Annotated in this window: 13 protein-coding genes; 7 read left to right on the top strand and 6 right to left on the bottom strand. The window is 42.2% G+C overall.

All coding sequences use genetic code 11. From position 1 onward, the window contains the following. Positions 1–56 precede the first annotated feature (56 nt). The 5 genes from ACKLNX_RS06340 to glnA all read right to left on the bottom strand — a co-directional run bounded on the left by ACKLNX_RS06340 (position 57) and on the right by glnA (position 5,928). A complete protein-coding gene (locus tag ACKLNX_RS06340; protein WP_412971690.1) occupies positions 57–938 on the bottom strand; it encodes a hypothetical protein in 882 nt (293 codons plus the stop codon). A gap of 225 nt (positions 939–1,163) precedes the next feature. Continuing rightward, positions 1,164–2,579, bottom strand: coding sequence for a nitrogen regulation protein NR(I) (gene glnG, locus ACKLNX_RS06335; RefSeq protein WP_412971689.1), 1,416 nt, complete (start codon positions 2,577–2,579; stop codon positions 1,164–1,166). 2 nt (positions 2,580–2,581) lie between these two features. Next, the gene (gene glnL / locus ACKLNX_RS06330) at positions 2,582–3,670 is read right to left on the bottom strand and encodes a nitrogen regulation protein NR(II) (protein ID WP_412971688.1); all 1,089 of its coding nucleotides are present in this window, start codon (positions 3,668–3,670) and stop codon (positions 2,582–2,584) included. A gap of 144 nt (positions 3,671–3,814) precedes the next feature. After that, a complete protein-coding gene (locus ACKLNX_RS06325) occupies positions 3,815–4,366 on the bottom strand; it encodes a DUF4124 domain-containing protein (RefSeq protein ID WP_412971687.1) in 552 nt (183 codons plus the stop codon). A gap of 152 nt (positions 4,367–4,518) precedes the next feature. Beyond that, positions 4,519–5,928: a glutamate--ammonia ligase gene (glnA, locus tag ACKLNX_RS06320; RefSeq protein WP_412971686.1), complete on the bottom strand. Its 1,410-nt coding sequence runs from the start codon at positions 5,926–5,928 to the stop codon at positions 4,519–4,521. Between the two features lie 494 nt (positions 5,929–6,422). Here glnA and ACKLNX_RS06315 point away from each other — a divergent pair, with 494 nt between their 5' ends. The 5 genes from ACKLNX_RS06315 (at position 6,423) to ACKLNX_RS06295 (ending at position 14,741) form a co-directional block, all read left to right on the top strand. Further along, positions 6,423–7,055, top strand: coding sequence for a YceI family protein (locus ACKLNX_RS06315; RefSeq protein WP_412971685.1), 633 nt, complete (start codon positions 6,423–6,425; stop codon positions 7,053–7,055). Between the two features lie 263 nt (positions 7,056–7,318). Then, on the top strand, positions 7,319–9,148 hold the full coding sequence (gene typA, locus ACKLNX_RS06310) for a translational GTPase TypA (RefSeq protein WP_412971684.1): 1,830 nt from the start codon (positions 7,319–7,321) through the stop codon (positions 9,146–9,148). A gap of 177 nt (positions 9,149–9,325) precedes the next feature. After that, entirely contained in the window at positions 9,326–10,378 is a 1,053-nt protein-coding gene (locus ACKLNX_RS06305) for an efflux RND transporter periplasmic adaptor subunit (protein ID WP_412971683.1), read from the top strand. Further along, entirely contained in the window at positions 10,375–13,476 is a 3,102-nt protein-coding gene (locus ACKLNX_RS06300; protein WP_412971682.1) for an efflux RND transporter permease subunit, read from the top strand. Before ACKLNX_RS06305 ends, ACKLNX_RS06300 begins: the two co-directional genes overlap by 4 nt. 140 nt (positions 13,477–13,616) lie before the next feature. Continuing rightward, positions 13,617–14,741 (top strand): MalY/PatB family protein, encoded by a 1,125-nt coding sequence (locus ACKLNX_RS06295; RefSeq protein ID WP_412971681.1) that lies wholly within the window; start codon positions 13,617–13,619, stop codon positions 14,739–14,741. Positions 14,742–14,882: 141 nt separating this feature from the next. On the opposite strand, the gene ACKLNX_RS06290 is transcribed toward ACKLNX_RS06295, so the two are convergent. Then, complete coding sequence (locus ACKLNX_RS06290; RefSeq protein WP_412971680.1) at positions 14,883–15,374, bottom strand: helix-turn-helix transcriptional regulator; 492 nt, start codon at positions 15,372–15,374, stop codon at positions 14,883–14,885. A gap of 157 nt (positions 15,375–15,531) precedes the next feature. Here ACKLNX_RS06290 and ACKLNX_RS06285 point away from each other — a divergent pair, with 157 nt between their 5' ends. Both ACKLNX_RS06285 and ACKLNX_RS06280 read left to right on the top strand, forming a co-directional pair. Continuing rightward, positions 15,532–16,722 carry a hypothetical protein gene (locus ACKLNX_RS06285; RefSeq protein WP_412971679.1) on the top strand — a complete coding sequence of 397 codons (1,191 nt, stop codon included), beginning with the start codon at positions 15,532–15,534 and terminating at the stop codon, positions 16,720–16,722. Further along, the gene (locus ACKLNX_RS06280; protein ID WP_412971678.1) at positions 16,719–17,741 is read left to right on the top strand and encodes a hypothetical protein; all 1,023 of its coding nucleotides are present in this window, start codon (positions 16,719–16,721) and stop codon (positions 17,739–17,741) included. Before ACKLNX_RS06285 ends, ACKLNX_RS06280 begins: the two co-directional genes overlap by 4 nt. Positions 17,742–17,743: the final 2 nt, after the last annotated feature.

Below are 17,743 nucleotides of genomic sequence, written 5' to 3'. Positions count from 1 at the left end.
CGCGGGGGCTCTCTGTCGTCTCTGTCGTCTATGTCACTACTAATTAATGTGACTATTTATGACGCTATACTTGATTTACGTATAAAGAACACACCAATGATACCGGCAAGAATCATTGGTAAACTGGCAGGAGCGGACACTACATTCACGCCTGATACAGAGTAAGAACGCAAAGTGCTTGGACCATTTTCCACCCAATCATATACGTAAAGCTTGCCATTGGCGTAAGTAAGGCCGGCATCCAATCCATCAACTCCAACCGCGAAAACATCCAGTAAAGCACCCGTGGTTAGGTCAAAACGTCGAATCGCTGCATTTGCATTGTAATCCAAAACCCACGCTTCATTGTTAACAGAGTCTATACCAAAATCAGCGATTCCAAATAAAGTATCTAACGTAACCGTTTGATCAATTGAATCAATAGTACTTAAATTAGAAATACGTATCGAAGATAAATTAGCCCATGAGTAGGTGGTTGAATATTCAGAGCGGTACATTTTTCCGTCTCTAACATCTATTGGATAGCCTCCATACGCGAGCACATCACTTGATATTTGAGTGCGAACACCTGTAATTTTATTCTTGGAATACAAGTCAGGACCGTTTGCGTTGCTTGTATAGTTACTATAATAATAGTTTGTAGAATCCGCAGCCACAGATGTTCCATGAGAAAAATCTATCGATGTAGAACCTGTAAAAACACCAAATATATCGGAACGATCTATGCGTCTCACGTTTTGCTGCATATAAAGTAATTCACCCGAAGCTGTGTCATACCCTAAACCTTGAGGGTGAAAATTGCCTCTCGGCGAACTAAAGTTCGGAGCCAATGTATAAGTGTTATCTAAATTTATTAAAGCCGCGTTTGCAGCGCCACTTAAAGATAATAATGCAACACTAGTCATTAGAATCGTTTTAATTTTAATTAGCTTTATCATTGTTTTCATACCTCGAGAACATTTATTTACTTTGAGCTTTTTATTATTTTTAGCTGGGCATCCTTCAAAAAGAATGAAGGTAAGAGTTAGGAATGAATTACTTCACTCTTAATGTTGAAAGCAATAACTGAGCCAAAAAAAATAGTTCATTTAAATCATATAGTTAAGAAAATTTCTTCTGTTTTTTTATTTTTCTGTAAAGAAAGTTGACACTACGAGCTTCTACTATGATTGCTGCTCACCATCCAACTCCTTCAATTTCCTCGTCAAAGTATTCCTCCCCCACCCAAGCTTTTTAGCTGCATCTTGTTTATGCCCGTGGGTATATTTTAACGCGCGTTCCAATAATATTTTCTCAAAAGTATGCATTGCGTCGCCCAGAATATTATCGCGTCCTTCTGCAAGTTGTGCATCAGCCCATTGGGCAAGTAGACTAGTCCAATCCTGGCTAGACGCTTCCACTTTCAAGCCCTCAGGAGCTGCCATTAATTCAGGCGGCAAATCTGCTGGATGGATCTCTTGCCCACTTGCCATAACAGTGAGCCAACGACAGGTATTTTCGAGTTGGCGGACATTACCAGGCCAGGCGATTTGAGAAATGACTTTCGCCGCCGCTGGGGTCAAGGTTTTAACTTCAACGCCTAACTCTTTGCCTGCTTTTGCAAGAAAATGATTCGCCAGAATAGGAATATCTTCGCGGCGTTCATTCAACGATGGGATATGAATTCTAATTACGTTCAAACGATGGTACAAATCTTCACGAAACTTACCTTCGGCAACCCGTTTTTCAAGGTTCTGGTGAGTCGCTGCAATAATGCGAACATCCACACTTACCGGGTTATGCCCACCAACGCGATAAAATTGCCCGTCGGCCAAGACCCTTAACAAGCGAGTTTGCACATCAATTGGCATATCACCAATTTCATCTAAAAATAAAGTACCGCCATTGGCTTGTTCGAAGCGGCCTTGGCGAGCAGCTTGTGCCCCGGTAAACGCTCCCTTTTCATGACCAAACAACTCTGATTCAACAAGGTCGGCAGGAATCGCTGCCATGTTTAGAGCAACAAAGGTATTTGATGATCGTGGACTATGCTTGTGTAAAGCATGTGCAACAAGCTCTTTGCCCGTGCCTGACTGTCCATTAATCAAAACACTAATCGAAGATCGAGACAAACGCCCTACCGCACGGAAAACTTCCTGCATCGCTGGTGCTTCACCAATAATTTCAGCACTAGGATTAACAAGTTGAACCTGCTTTAACTTACTTTGTTCGTTAGCATGTTCAATGGCGCGCTTGGTTAAGGTAACAGCCTCATCAATATCAAACGGTTTTGGTAGGTACTCAAATGCCCCTCCTTGATAGGCATTTACCGCGCTATCTAAATCGGAATGTGCAGTCATAATGATAACGGGCATTTCGGGATAATGCTGATGAATTTCTTGAAGTAGTGTCATGCCATCCATTTGCGGCATTCTCACATCAGAAATTATGATTTGCGGTGCTTGACCCGATTGGAGTTGTAGCAATAAATCCTCTGGGTTTTCAAAGCTAACACATGCAATATTTGCGGCCTGCAATGCTTTTTGCAAAACCCAACGAATAGAGCTGTCGTCATCGACAATCCATACTGGTTCGTTCATAACTATTCGCGCCTTTTCTTAATTGGTAAATACAGAGTAAATTCTGTATGCCCGGGGAAACTTTCAACATCAATTTTGCCATCGTGGTGATTCGTCAAATTTTGCGCTATGGATAAGCCCAAACCACTACCGTTAGGTTTACTTGTCACCATGGGATAGAACACCGTATCTTTTAACTCGGTTGGAATACCGGGCCCATTATCGGTAATACTGATGAGTGCACTTAGCGCATGGCGCTTGCCTTTTATAACGGTTTGACGTTCTATTCGCGTTCTAAATAGGATCCTCGCATTTTCGGTATTCGCAGTTTTGAGCGCTTGCATACTATTGCGAGCAATATTTAACAGAGCTTGTTGCAGCATATCAGGATCAATGTAGACATCCGGAATCGACACATCGTAATCACGATCTATTTGAATATCGTGCATCGTATCTGCAAACACAACGGAGCGGACCTTCTCGATCACTTCATGAATATTAGTCCAGCGCAGTTGAGGCAAGGAATTAGGTCCAAGCAGCCTATCAACCAACGAACGCAAGCGGTCAGATTGATCGACAATCATTTGCGTGAACTCTTTTTGTTCTGGGTTCGTTAATTCTTTTTCAAGCAGTTGCGCCGCGCCACGAATACCGCCCAATGGGTTCTTAATTTCATGAGCCAGACCTCGTACAAGTTCGCGTGCTGCTTTTTGTTGCGCGTGCTGAATGGTTTCTTGAGTGATCTTTTTCTGCTTATCTATTTGCTTAATTTCTAACAACATCATGCGCTCATTTTCAGCTTCGAAGCATGTGGCTGTAATGTCTGTTAGCACGCAACGACCGTCTTTAAAACAAAGTTGTACTTCAGTTTCATTGAAATCTTCGCGGTTGCTTAAGGCCTCTTCAAAGGTTGAACGCTCAATGCCATTTTCCAAAAAGAACTCGTAAAATTTACGATCATAAATTTGTTTTACACCAGTCTCCAACATGGCTAGAGCCGCATCGTTGACAAAGACAATGTCAAAATGTTCGGTAATGATGATCACAACTGTCTTCAACATATTTCTAAGTTGAAACGGCGATAAATTGATTGCAGCTAAACGGTCGTCCATAATGCCCTTTTCATTTGCACCAAATTTGTGCAATGCACCATATTAAGCGATTTATGCAAGCAATTAAATAACTAACGACAGATAGCCCCTCTAAGCATTAGTTGGACTATTTTTAAGCTCTATATGAGCTGTGCAACGATAATTTTAATTGCTGTTATTTTGAGGCTTAATTAGCGCTGAAGGTTTGTGCATAAAAAAGCGTCTTACTTCAGAAGATGCAATTACCTTGCCTGAAGTGCTGACGAAATTTATTTGGTAGGAATATTCTCCTCGGGGCAGATCTTTAATTAAGAAAGTACCGGAAGTTGAGCGAAGTTTCTTCTCATGCAAAGAGAGTTCGTAGTGGCCTGGAGCATTTGGTGTTACGGATGCACTAATGCTTACGGTCCCTGTATTGTTGCGGATAGTTTCTTCAACAGCAGGTGAGTTAACGGTTAGCGTATGCTCAACGGCCTGTTTTTTCTTGATGGTTATGAGTTGTTTGGTTCTGCTTGTGGGGTTTTGAACGACTGTTGTTGTATTAGATGCAAAGTCGACTTCAACCGAACCAGGTGTTGGCTGATCTGAATACGTTATCGTCCCGTCTTCGTTTACCGTTTTATAAATCTTGCCAGCGTTGACGGAAGCCGAAAGCGCTAAGCCCACGATGACTAGCAGCATAAAACGTGTCGATTTTGAGAACTTCACAATATTCATTTCAATAACCTAAGTTGCGAATTTACAGTGTAGCTGTTTTAAGTTAAAAAAAAAGCCTGTAAACACAGGCTTTAGTATAGTTTTTTATATTCAGTTAGCTTGAAGCCGATGTATAACTTAGTTATCGACTCCTGATACTGAATATTGAGCGTTTATACGCTGTAGTACATTTCGAACTCAACTGGATGAGTTGATGTGTTAAGTTTTTCACAATCCGCAGTTTTAAGAGCAATGTATGCATCGATCATATCGTCACTCATTACACCACCAGCTGTTAAGAATTCACGGTCTGCATCCAATGCTTCTAATGCGTCATCGAGAGATTTCGCTACTTGTGGAATTTGCGCCGCTTCTTCAGCAGGTAAGTCGTACAAGTCTTTGTCCATTGACTCACCTGGATGGATCTTGTTCTTAATTCCGTCAAGACCAGCCATTAACAAAGCAGTAAATGCTAGGTATGGGTTAGCAGTTGGGTCCGGGAATCGAACTTCGATACGACGTGCTCTTTCTGTAGTAACGTATGGAATACGAATTGAAGCTGAACGGTTACGAGCAGAATATGCCAACATAACTGGTGCTTCAAAATGTGGAACCAAACGCTTATAAGAGTTTGTAGAAGCATTGGCAAAAGCATTGATTGCTTTAGCATGCTTGATGATGCCGCCAATGTAGTAAAGCGCTTCTTCAGAAAGACCCGCATAGCTATCACCAGCAAACGTATTCTTACCACCTTTGCTGATAGACATGTGGCAGTGCATACCAGAACCGTTGTCGCCAACTATTGGCTTAGGCATAAAGGTAGCTGTTTGTCCGTAAGCGTCGGCAACGTTGTGCACAACATACTTATAGATTTGAATTTCGTCTGCTTTCTTAACCATCGTGTTAAATTTACAAGCGATCTCGTTTTGGCCAGCCGTTGCAACTTCGTGGTGATGAGCTTCAACAACTAAGCCCATTTCTTCCATTACTAAGCACATTGCAGCACGCGTGTCATGCGCTGAATCTACTGGCGCTACTGGGAAGTAACCGCCTTTAACACCTGGACGATGACCTTTGTTGCCGCCTTCGAATTCTGCACCAGAATTCCATGCAGCTTCTTCAGCATCTATTTTGAAGAAAGAACCCGACATATCTGTATGGTAGCGAACATCATCGAACAAGAAGAACTCTGGTTCTGGACCAAACAACACGGTGTCGCCGATGCCAGTTGATTTCAAATAATCTTCAGCACGCTTAGCAATGGAGCGAGGATCGCGATCATAGCCTTGCATCGTTGAAGGTTCGAGGATATCGCATGTAATGTTAATCTGCGATTCTTCGGCAAACGGGTCTAATACGGCAGTAGACGGGTCCGGCATAAGTACCATGTCAGACTCATTAATGCCTTTCCAGCCAGCAATTGATGAACCGTCGAACATTTTACCTTCTTCGAAGAAGTCTTCGTCTACTTGATGAGAAGGAATACTAACGTGCTGCTCTTTACCTTTTGTATCTGTGAAACGTAAATCGATAAATTTCGCTTCGCTTTCTTTAATTAGTTCTAATACCGACTCAATTGACATACTGTCCTCCGATTGAAAGTGTCCTTGTACAGGTTTTGGTCCATACAAATACTAAAAAGTGCTTTATTAAGCATTTGAAAATAGCTATGGAAAACTATAAGCGATATTCGTGCCAGATAGCAATGAAATAAATATACTTGAAAATACTGGCGTAGCGCGGCCCTGACTTAAAGTACGCCTCAACTCCCCGCTTATTTCTGCACCAACAAGATCCCATTGCGCACCAAAATAGTGCAAAACTCTAGTCTATTAAATAATCCAATTGTTTTTTTCTGTGCAACGTGGTTTTCGATATGTAGTCCGTGAAGTAAGTTATGCGATTCTGGGTCAACTAAGCGGTGAGCTTCGCGTTCAAGTTATATATAAATTTTCTAATTAATTTAGCTATTTTTAGCTTTTAGTGCAGTAAGAACAATAAGAAACAAAACAAATGACTAACTAAGCTTTAAAAAGCGCTAAGCTTGACTCATGAACACACATTAAGGAACGACATAATGAATTACCTGAAAATTGCTCTCTTCACTTTTGCTTTAAGCGTCGCCGGTTGTATTTCTTGGGTATTTGCTAAAAGCCCTTTTAGCGATATGCCTGAAGGAAATTATACTTTAGATTTGAGTCACGCTTCTGTGGTCTGGAGGGTGTCCCACTTTGGCCTTTCAAACTATGTCGGCCGCTTTACCGACTTTGAGGCTACAATTGATTATTCTCCTTCTGATATTTCAAAAAGCAAAATCAGTGCAAGCATCAACCCGATGTCGATTCAGACCGCTTACCCAAATCCAGAAAAAGAAGATTTTGATAACACGCTCGCCACTAGCGAGAGCTGGTTCAATGCGAAGCAGTTTGCCAGTATCAACTTTGTATCAACATCGGTAGAAATGACAGGTGACACAACTGCGAAAATGCTCGGAAACCTAACATTTCTGGGAGTAACAAAACCCGTCACTCTGGACGTCAAATTTAATGGCGCAATGCAACGACAGCCTTTAACCGGAAAGGCCACTTTGGGCTTTTCTGCCACGACTATTATTAAACGAACCGACTGGGGAATGACGATTTACGCACCCAATATCGGTGATGAAGTCTCTGTGATGATTGAAGGTGAGTTTACAAAAACCGATGAGTAGCATTTCTTTGGACTCCGACGCCTCATGGAATGGGTAAGTCAGCCTGTAAGAATGATATGGATACTAAGAAGTCGACTTGGAACCGCAACATTTACAGCATTTTTGTAAAATCATTGACCAATAATCAAGAGTTTATTAAGGTTTTGATTATTTTTGGGCGCAAAATGTAGAAGTTTGTCGCTAATTGTAGAATAAATCTGTACAATCCGCGCCCAACAATCCTAGGGGCTTTTTCCCTTCGTATACATTTTTGAGAGTAAAACATGCCTTCATCCATTGCAAATTTGCGCAATATCGCGATTATCGCTCACGTCGACCACGGTAAAACAACACTAGTTGACAAACTTCTTCAACAATCCGGCACTCTAGAGAGCCGTGGCGCAGCTGAAGAGCGCGTAATGGATTCAAACGACATTGAAAAAGAACGTGGTATTACTATCCTTGCTAAAAACACAGCAATTAACTGGAATGAATACCGCATCAACATCGTAGATACTCCAGGACACGCCGATTTCGGTGGTGAAGTAGAGCGTGTTATGTCAATGGCTGACTCTGTACTTCTATTAGTTGATGCACAAGAAGGCCCAATGCCACAAACGCGTTTCGTTACGCAAAAAGCATTCGCACAAGGCTTAAAGCCAATTGTTGTTATTAACAAAATCGATAAGCCAGGCGCTCGTCCAGATTGGGTTATTGATCAAGTTTTCGATTTGTTTGATAACTTAGGTGCTTCTGATGATCAACTAGATTTCCAAGTCGTTTATGCTTCAGCAATCAATGGCTGGGCAACAATGGATTATGACGTTCCTAGCGAAGACATGACTCCATTATTCCAAACTATCGTTGACCAAGTTTCTGCGCCAGATGCAGATCCAGATGGTCCATTGCAAATGCAAATTTCTCAACTAGATTACAACTCTTATGTAGGTGTAATCGGTGTTGGCCGAATCACTCGCGGTACTGTTAAATTGAACCAACAAGTGACTATCGTTAATGCAGCTGGTGAAAAGCGTAACGGCAAAGTAGGTAAAGTATTAGGTTACTTAGGCCTAGATCGTCACGACATCGATTCTGCACAAGCTGGTGACATTATTGCTGTAACGGGTCTTGGTGAACTGAAAATTTCAGACACTATTTGTGACGTAACGGCTGTTGAAGCGCTTCCTCCGCTTTCTGTTGACGAACCAACAGTAACCATGACTTTCCAAGTAAACACCTCACCATTTGCTGGTAAAGAAGGTAAATACGTAACTTCACGTAACATCCTTGAGCGTTTACAAAATGAATTAATTCACAACGTAGCATTACGTGTTGAAGAGATGAGTGACCCAGACAAATTCCGCGTTTCTGGTCGTGGTGAACTTCATTTGGGCATCCTAATTGAGAACATGCGTCGTGAAGGTTACGAATTAGCAGTATCTCGTCCTGAAGTTATCTTGAGAGAAGAAAACGGTCAGTTGATGGAACCATTCGAAACATTAACCATTGACGTTGAAGAACAACATCAAGGTTCGATGATTGAGCAACTTGGTTTGCGTAAAGCAGAAATGACTAACATGACCCCGGATGGTAAAGGCCGTACTCGTGTCGACTTCGTTATTCCAAGTCGTGGTTTGATTGGTTTCCAGACTGACTTTATGACGCTTACTTCAGGTTCTGGTCTTATTTATCATACATTCGATCACTACGGTCCACACAAAGGCGGTAATATCGGCTCACGTAAGAATGGTGTTTTGATTGCTAACGCAACAGGTAAAGCACTAACTAACGCATTATTTAACCTTCAAGAACGTGGCCGCATGTTCATTGGTCATGGTGTGGAAGTATACGAAGGAATGGTAATCGGTATTCATAGCCGTGAAAACGACCTAACTGTAAACGCACTTAAAGGTAAGCAGTTAACTAACGTTCGCGCATCGGGTACTGATGAAGCACAAACGCTAGTACCACCAATTGTTTACACACTTGAACAAGCATTAGAATTTATTGATGACGATGAATTGGTAGAAGTAACGCCAGTTAGCATTCGTATTCGTAAAAAGCTACTGACTGAAAACGAGCGTAAGCGCGCTGGTCGTCCAAAGAAAGATTAGACTTTAGTTGTAATTTTTATATAAAGAAACCCAGCAATCGCTGGGTTTTTTCATTTTTGTACTCTAAAATGCAGTCCATTCATAGAACTTCAGTTTTTTCGCTTACTCAAAGTATGATCTTTCGCTAGCCAGAAAGCGTAAAACTGTCTTTACATAACTCAAAGAGATTAATTGTTTATGCCGACTTCTAGCCGCCTGCTTCCCATTTTCGTTTTAGCACTATTTTTTATGGTTGCGAGCACAGCGCATGGGCAATCACGTGGTGAACGAGGTCAACGAAAAACAGAGGTATTGGCCGAACCCCTAGCCTTTCAAGCACAAGAAATAAATTTAGAAGCAGTCGGTACTGCTGAGGCAGTGAAGTCAGTCATTATTTTCCCAGCAGTCAGCGAGCGTGTCACCGCGGTTAATTTTAAGCCCGGTCAGCAAGTAGAGAAAGACCAAGCACTACTTACACTTTACAACGCTCGGGAATTAGTGGCTTTTGAGCGCAGCAAAATTCAATTGAAAGACGCTAGTCGAGAATATAAACGCATATTGGAGAGTCAAAAAAAAGGAGCCGCGGCAGAGAATCAGGTTGATGCGGCAAGCACACAGTTAGCGTTAGCCGAGGTTGCAGTAAAAGAAGCTGAAGTCGCGTTAAATGAAAGAATAGTAAAGGCTCCCTTCAGTGGAATTGTTGGTTTTACGGACGTACAAGTCGGTGATCGCATTAACCAACAAACAATTATCACAACGATAGATGATAGGGACTCACTCTATATCAACTTTTCAGCACCTGAGGTCGCAGTCGCTGTTCTCGGAAATGATCCCGAAGTGACTCTTACTCCATGGCAAAATCGCGACATAAATATCGATGCCAGTATCGCGCAAATCGATTCGCGAATTAATGAGCAGGACAGAACGATACGCGTTAGAGCTCTTTTAAACAACTCTGAAGACAAATACCGCCCAGGAATGAGCTTCAGAGTGAAGCTGACGGTGAAAGGCCAAGAATATGTTGCTATTCCGGAAGCCGCACTATTGTGGGGAGCTACAGGTGCATATGTATGGCAAATGGTTGATGGCGCTGCAAATCGAGTTGATGTGCAAATTCAACAACGTTTGCGTGGGACAATTTTAGTTAATGGTGACTTTAACCGCAGCGCTATGCTTGTGGTCGAAGGGGTTCAAAGTTTGCGCCAAGGGCAAGCACTTGAGGCCATTAATCAAAAAGAGTCAATCTCATGAGTAAAGGTAATGCTTCACAAATAAACGACTTACCCTCTCTTTCCATACGCCGTCCCGTGTTGGTGATGGTACTTAACTTGCTAATTATTTTGGCGGGCTTTGCAGCCGTTAACGATCTCGAAATCAGAGAGCTCCCTGACGTCGATCGCCCCATAGTAACGGTGTCTGCGAGCTATCCAGGCGGCTCACCAGAAACTGTCGATAGCGAGGTTACCAGTCGCTTAGAAGGTGCTGTGGCTAGGGTCAGTGGCGTAGACTCCATAAGAGCTTCAAGTGAAGAGGGCTCCTCACGCATTCGAGTTGAGTTTCGCCCTGGTACAAATTTAGAAGATGCTGCTAACGAACTGCGAGAATCTGTCAGCCGTGTTCAACGTCGTCTTCCTGCTGAAGTTGAAAGCTTATCTATCATTAAAGCCGACAACGATGCTCAAGCAGTTGTTAGCTTGGCCATTAGCAGTGATTCGCTCGACATGGAAACATTAACAGAGAGAGTTGAAGTTGACTTAGCTCCCCTGTTTTTAAGTATTCCCGGTGTTGCCGATGTTTCTTTGAATGGTGAACGTCAACGCGTTATGCGAGTATCGGTTGACCCCCTTCGATTAACCAGCTTTAACTTGTCTATGACAGACGTATCTTCAGCTTTAAGATTAGCTCCATTTGATGTACCTGCGGGAAGTGTAAAATCAGAAGACCAAGAGCTAATAGTAAGAGCGGATGCAACCTCAATCAGCACACAAGATATCGAACAGATTGTTGTTTCTGGTGATACTCGCATTGGTGATATTGCAAGCGTGTATTTTGGCCCCGCTGATGCCAGAAGCTTAGTAAGGTTGGATGGAAAGCCGGTTGTCGGTTTGGGTATTATTCGCCAAGCTCGTTCAAACACTATCGAAATATCTGATGAAGTATTAGCGATGGTGAAAAACCTCGACAAACGCTTTGACGACCTAAATATTGTTGTCACTTCAGATGACGCTGAGTTTATTCGTAGCTCAGTTGACGAAGTGATAGTGTCACTTTTCCTCACCATATTATTGGTCATTGCAACGCTCTGGCTATTCTTGGGTAATTTCAGAGCAACACTCGTTCCAGCACTCTCAATTCCAGTATCTCTTGTCGGCGCTTTGGTCATCATGTGGGCTCTCGGCTTCTCAATAAATATTTTAACACTACTTGCATTGGTACTTGGTACAGGATTAATAGTCGACGATGCCATAGTAGTTTCAGAAAACATTCAAAGGCGTCGTTCCCAAGGCTTGGGCTCAAGAGCTGCAGCGGTATTGGGAACTAGAGAAGTATTTTTTGCGGTAGTTGCGACCACGGCTGTACTTGCAGCTGTTTTCATTCCAATTGCATTTTTGCCTTCTACTGCCGGAAGGTTGTTTAGAGAATTTGGTGGCGTGCTAGCAGGCTCTGTTATTATTTCGTCTTTCGTTGCATTGAGCTTAGTGCCAGCCCTAACCGCTAAACTACCCATCAAAACAAAAAGCAGTGGGCTGTTTGAACGCACGCTTGGAGCGTTTGGTACTCGCATATTGAATGCTTATATGTTTGTTCTTCACAAAGCACTGAGGCTGTCATGGTTAACTGTTTTGTTGTCCGTTATCACCGCAGGTGGCGCAGCACTGTTATATGAGCAAATAGAAAATCAACTTCTCCCTTCAGAAGACAGAGGCACAATAAGAGTCTTCGCGCGTGGTCCGGATGGAGTTGGACTAAACTATATGAACAGACAAGCTGAAAAGATTGAAGAGCTATTACTCCCCTATGTTGAGGATGCCGATGTCGATTCAATCTACACGGTAGTGGGAAGATGGGATCCAAATATCTTGTTCATTACTGTGCCACTCACTCACTGGGATACACGGGTAAAATCTCAACAAGAAATCATAGATGAAATGCGCCCCAAATTAAGTGGCATTCCAGGTGCTCCCGCTCGAGCATTCGGCAGCAATAGTTTGAATTTGCGTGGGCAAGGTGGCGGATTGGAGTTTGCTTTAACGGGTGATACTTATGCTCGTATTTATGAGTCTGCTGTGGCGTTTAGTAAGTTAATCGAAGAGCGTCTGCCAGAACTTGGCCGCCCTGATATTGGTTATCAACCAACACAACCTCAGTTAAGAGTTAACATCGATCGCCGCAGGGCTGAAGAGTTAGGCGTTCCCTTTACTGATATATCAACGACTTTGCGCGCTGCGATTAATGGCGATGATGTCACCGATTTGAATATTGGCGACCAAGCTGTTCCTCTAATTTTGCAGTCGAGCAACCGAGCATCTACCAATCCATCTGATCTCACGAACCTTTACGTGAAATCCAGAAACGGTAATTTAGTGCCCTTATCCAGCCTTGCATATATAAGCGAAGAAGGTGTTGCCGCTGAGTTGGAACGTCATGCACAGCGCAGAGCTATTGAGATTGAGCTTGAACTTCCGGAAACAATGTCGATGGCCGATGCTGTTAACCAGTTGCGTGAAATTGCCAATGAAAACCTGCCGAGTGGTATTGGCCTTGTCTTCTTAGGCGAAGCTCTCACATTTGAAGAAACTTCGAATCAAGTCACAATGACCTATTTGTTTGCCTTCATTATTGTTCTGTTAGTACTAGCAGCACAATTCGAAAGTATCAATAGCGCAATAATTGTGATGCTGACCGTTCCATTTGGTATTGCAGCGGCAATTTACGCACTTTATCTCACGGGAACATCCATCAACATATATTCACAAATTGGTTTGGTGATGCTCATAGGCTTGATCGCAAAAAATTCTATCTTACTCGTAGAGTTTGCAGATCAATTACGCGACCAAGGACTTGCTGTAAACGACGCGATTGTAGAGGCAGCTTCGGTGCGTCTTCGCCCAATAATGATGACCCTAATGTCGACGATATTAGGCGGGCTACCACTCATCCTCTCCACCGGCGCAGGCGCTGAATCAAGAAATTCAATCGGTTGGGTTGTGTTTGGAGGCTTAGGTATCGCAGTAGTCTTCACTCTGTTCCTAACACCTGTGCTTTACAAATTAATCGCTAGGTTCTCGAAACCAAGAGCAGATGAAAGTAAACGCTTAGAATCTGAACTTGAAGCGGCTGAGTCTTAAGCCGCTTTACTTGCAAGCTAGTCGATATAAAACGTTGTGCCCCAAGCTCAAGGTTATGAAATATATCGACTAGTTCTTTGGTTATCATTGTTTGTGAATTAGACTCTTAGGCCACGCATTCGAAAACCAAAGGATCAGCAATGAGCTTCAGTGATAAACCAGACCGTACAGCATCAAAAGCCTATAAGTGGGAAAAATACAAAGGCACCGATATTTTACCAATGTGGATAGCTGATACTGAGTTTCGTTGCGCCGAGCCGATTTTAGAAGCCTTACACAAACGCATTGACGATGGCTTACTTGGTTACACTCTTCCTTCACATGATAAAGACGCGATTGAAGCAGTCGTTGCTTGGTGTGAAAAACAATACAAGTGGAAAATTGAGCCCGAATGGATCGTATGGACGCCTGGTGTGGTTCCCGCCTTCAATGTGGCAATTCAAGCTTATTGCGAAGCGGGTGACACTGTTATCGTGCAATCTCCCAATTACCCTCCACTGTTGGCAGCACCTAGCATCAATGGCTTAGACAGAGCCTGTGTGCCCACCATTGAAGTCGATGGTCGATGGACACTCGATTTCGATGCATTGGAAAAAGCCGCAGCAGATCCAAAAGCGACCTTGTTTATCTTATGTAACCCAATGAATCCGGTAGGTTCAGTACTCAGGCAAAGTGAGCTCGACAAGGTAGCCGAGATTTGTAGAAAACATAATGTGATGCTGTGTTCGGATGAAATTCACTGCGATCTAATACTCGATGCACTACAGCATTTACCCGCTAGCGCACACAAGGAATTAGCAGATCATTCGGTAACGCTTATGGCTGCAAGCAAAACGTTTAATGTGGCAGGCTTAGGCACATCTTTTGCCATCATACCAAACACAAAAGTACGCGCTGCATTTAACAAATCGGCAAGAGGAATTGTGCCATGGGTAACGGTTACAGGTTTAACCGCGACTAACGCAGCCTTCAGACACTGCGATGATTGGCATCAAGCAGAACTTGCGTATTTGCAAGAAAACCGCGACTACTTAGTAAAAGAAATTAATAAAATACCCGGCTTGAAAGCCATCTCTCCAGAAGCAACCTTTCTGCTATGGGTAGATGCTAGTGGGCTTAGTGTAAGTGATACTCAGAAATGGTGCGAAGAAAAAGGCATTGGCCCATCTCCAGGTCGAGACTTTGGAGAGAAGGATTTTTTCCGCCTTAACTTTGGTTGTTCACGAGATTACTTAATAGAGGCTGTGTCGAAGTTGTCGTCTTAAGTGTATTGACGTTAAAAGACTAACACGAAGATCCCAAGGTCTACTGCGTTTTTGCCCCCGTCACCGCCGCTTTCGCGGTGGTAACTTAACAGCGTTTATATATAGTTCGACGAACTATAAATTATATACTTTCATCACAAATTAACTTAAAAAGTCCTCAAGAAACCAAGCCGAAAACTCATGTCGGCCCACCAAACCACTTTTAGAATAAATACTTGAGGCTTGTTGACGGACAGTCATTTCTTTAGTTTCCCGAACTGTCGATATCTCTTTGAAACTAAGACCTTTCAATAATAGAATCGCAACCTGTTGCTCTCCAGTAGTTAAACCCCAATGCTCAAATTGCTCCTTGATCACTAAACTGTAGCGCTTGCGTTCTTCTTGGATCTTACCATTCAACAGGCTTATTTGTTTATTTGCATCAGCCAAATCCAGCGCTAAATATTTTAAGCTCTTGTTCTTTTTATGCATGTGAAAAATAAGTAATGCCGCACCTATCGCGGAAAGAACCACCAGCATACTTTCCTGTACGATATGCCAAAATGGAACCCCCAAACCAATATCAACGACTACATCCAAAGCATTGAGCACCATAATGGTGATCAAAATTAATGTTATTACTGCATTCCTCATTTAGACCTCTGCGTCATGAAACTAGTCCTTCTAGCGCCATCGTTATACATATGTTCGATGCCTTATAGTACATATGTTTAATAACTATTCGTCAACTTTAAAGCATAATACAACATTAAATAAATGTGGGTTGCGAGTGAGCTTGGGTATTAACGTTATGAGTTTGAAACAATTTGTTATTTTAGTTTTATTGCTAAGCATCTACTCGTTAGTTGGTGCACAAACTAGCATAACCTTACATGATAGCTTAACGGCTGCAATAGAGAAGCAGTCTAATGGTATCTCAAAAAAGAAACAAAAATTAGCATTCAACGCAGACAATTTGGATTGGTTAGATGGTAGCCCATCAGCTTCTTTAATGTACTTAGATAGTCAAGATAGCTTGGGAACTACTGAAACTGAAATCAGTCTAAATCTTCCCATAAAGTCTCCTTTCTTAAGAAAAGTTGAAAAGAGCTTAAGTAGCAATATAGAAGCACTTCGTGTCAATGCCCAAAAACAATATGCTCTTTATTTGTCAGGTCTAATTCGAAACATTCTATGGGATATTCGAGCCGAACAAGTTTCAGCCGCAATTGTCACTAAAAAACAAGAAATATTGTTAGCTTTGTCTGAACAGTACAGTGACTTGGCTGCGGTTCAAGCTATCCCTCGATATCTGTCATTGATCGTCCAAAAAGAATACAACGACCAAAAGATCCTACTTCTTCAACATCATCAAAACATCAACCGTTTGACAGCAAAGTATCAAAGGCTAACGGGCTTGAGAGAGTTGCCTAGTGACATTATTGAAAAGGCGCCGGAGCTAAATCTTTTGAATGTAAGCGCTCACCCGGATGTATTAGCATTAGATGCAGCATATCAAAGCACAGAGCAAAGCTTATTAAGTGGAAGTAAGAAAACAGCTGCTTGGAATGTTCAAGTTACCGGGAAGCGAGTTGAAACACCGAGCTATTCAGAAAATCAAATTGGGCTTGGTATCGAAGTCCCTTTAACCATCGGCAATAAATTATCGACTATTCAGCAAAGCCAATATTTAAACGCTACGACTGAATATAATATTGCTAGAAGCAAGCTGATTAACCAACTCGCTGACGCACAAGCGGCTTTGTTACAAGAGTTTGAGTTTCTGAAACAAAAACAAAACCTCCTAGATTCCGGCAAAAGCAATGTGCTCGATTTAGCCCGAGCAATGCAGGAATTAAGGGGAGCCAACGCTCCTGATCAAGAGTTTTATATTCGAACATTACTCAACACTGTTGATTCAGAAAAAGATATTGAATTGAACCTAATCCAAGTAAATCGTCAAATTGCCTTAATGAGACAAGCAGCAGGACTTACCTTATGAAAACGTTATCCCTATTTATTTTATCAACAGCATTTATTTGCATGTCAGCTTTTGCTAAAGACTTGAGTGTTGACGTAAAAAACTTAGGCGCACTATCTTTAAAAACAGACACAATCGAACCCGTTTCTTCATACTCTGGCAAGGATGCCATGGCTAAAGTCTTTGCTTTACCGGGCCAGTCTTATGTATTTAAATCACCAATCGATGTACAACAACTAGAGTACTTGAAGGGCTCTGGAGATCCTGTCGATAAGAATGAAGCTTTCGCTATTATTCAAGGCCCCGAAGTTCATCATTTTCACCGCCTTTATGAATTAAAGAAAACCCTGTACATGCAATCTAAGGCTTTATTTGATAACAATCGAAAGCTATACGAGCGCAAAGCTATTAGTGAACAAGTTTGGTTAGATATCAGTGTTCAATTTCATGAAACAAAAATGGAATATGACGAGCTTACACACTTCTTCGATTTAGTTCTCAGTGTCGACGACGAAAAAGAAGCACTGACTTTAGCTTCACCCGTGGCCGGAATTATTCAATACAATGCGACAAACATCGTAAATAGTGGAAACACGATAGCATTGTTCACACCTATGCAAGCAATTAGGTTGCAAATTAACTTACCCATTGATGTCACTCAGAAACCGTTATTTGTCAGAAGTGAATATTGTCAGCTTGAAATCGACTTCACTGAGAACGCAAACTCTCCTTTCTATCAAACAGCTTGGAGTAAACCTATAGCGAGTGTCTGTAACTTAGTTATTGGTCAAATGATCAGTGTAAGGCCAGAGTATCAAACCCAAGCCTACAAAATAAAACAATCCAGCGTGTTCAATTGGGAAGGGCTCAATTATGTTTTCGTAAAAAATGAGCAAAACTTTTCAGCAGTCAAGGTAATCCTAATGACATCTGATGATGACAGTTATGTGGTGAAATCAACTGAGTCATTAGCAGATAAAAAAGTATTGGTAACTTCAGTCAGTGCTGTACAAGGAATTCTGCTAGGTATGGGGTTATAATT

The sequence above is a fragment of the Glaciecola sp. MF2-115 genome (genome assembly GCF_047250385.1).
GTDB lineage: Bacteria > Pseudomonadota > Gammaproteobacteria > Enterobacterales > Alteromonadaceae > Glaciecola.
This window is presented reverse-complemented; position numbering and strand designations above follow the sequence as displayed.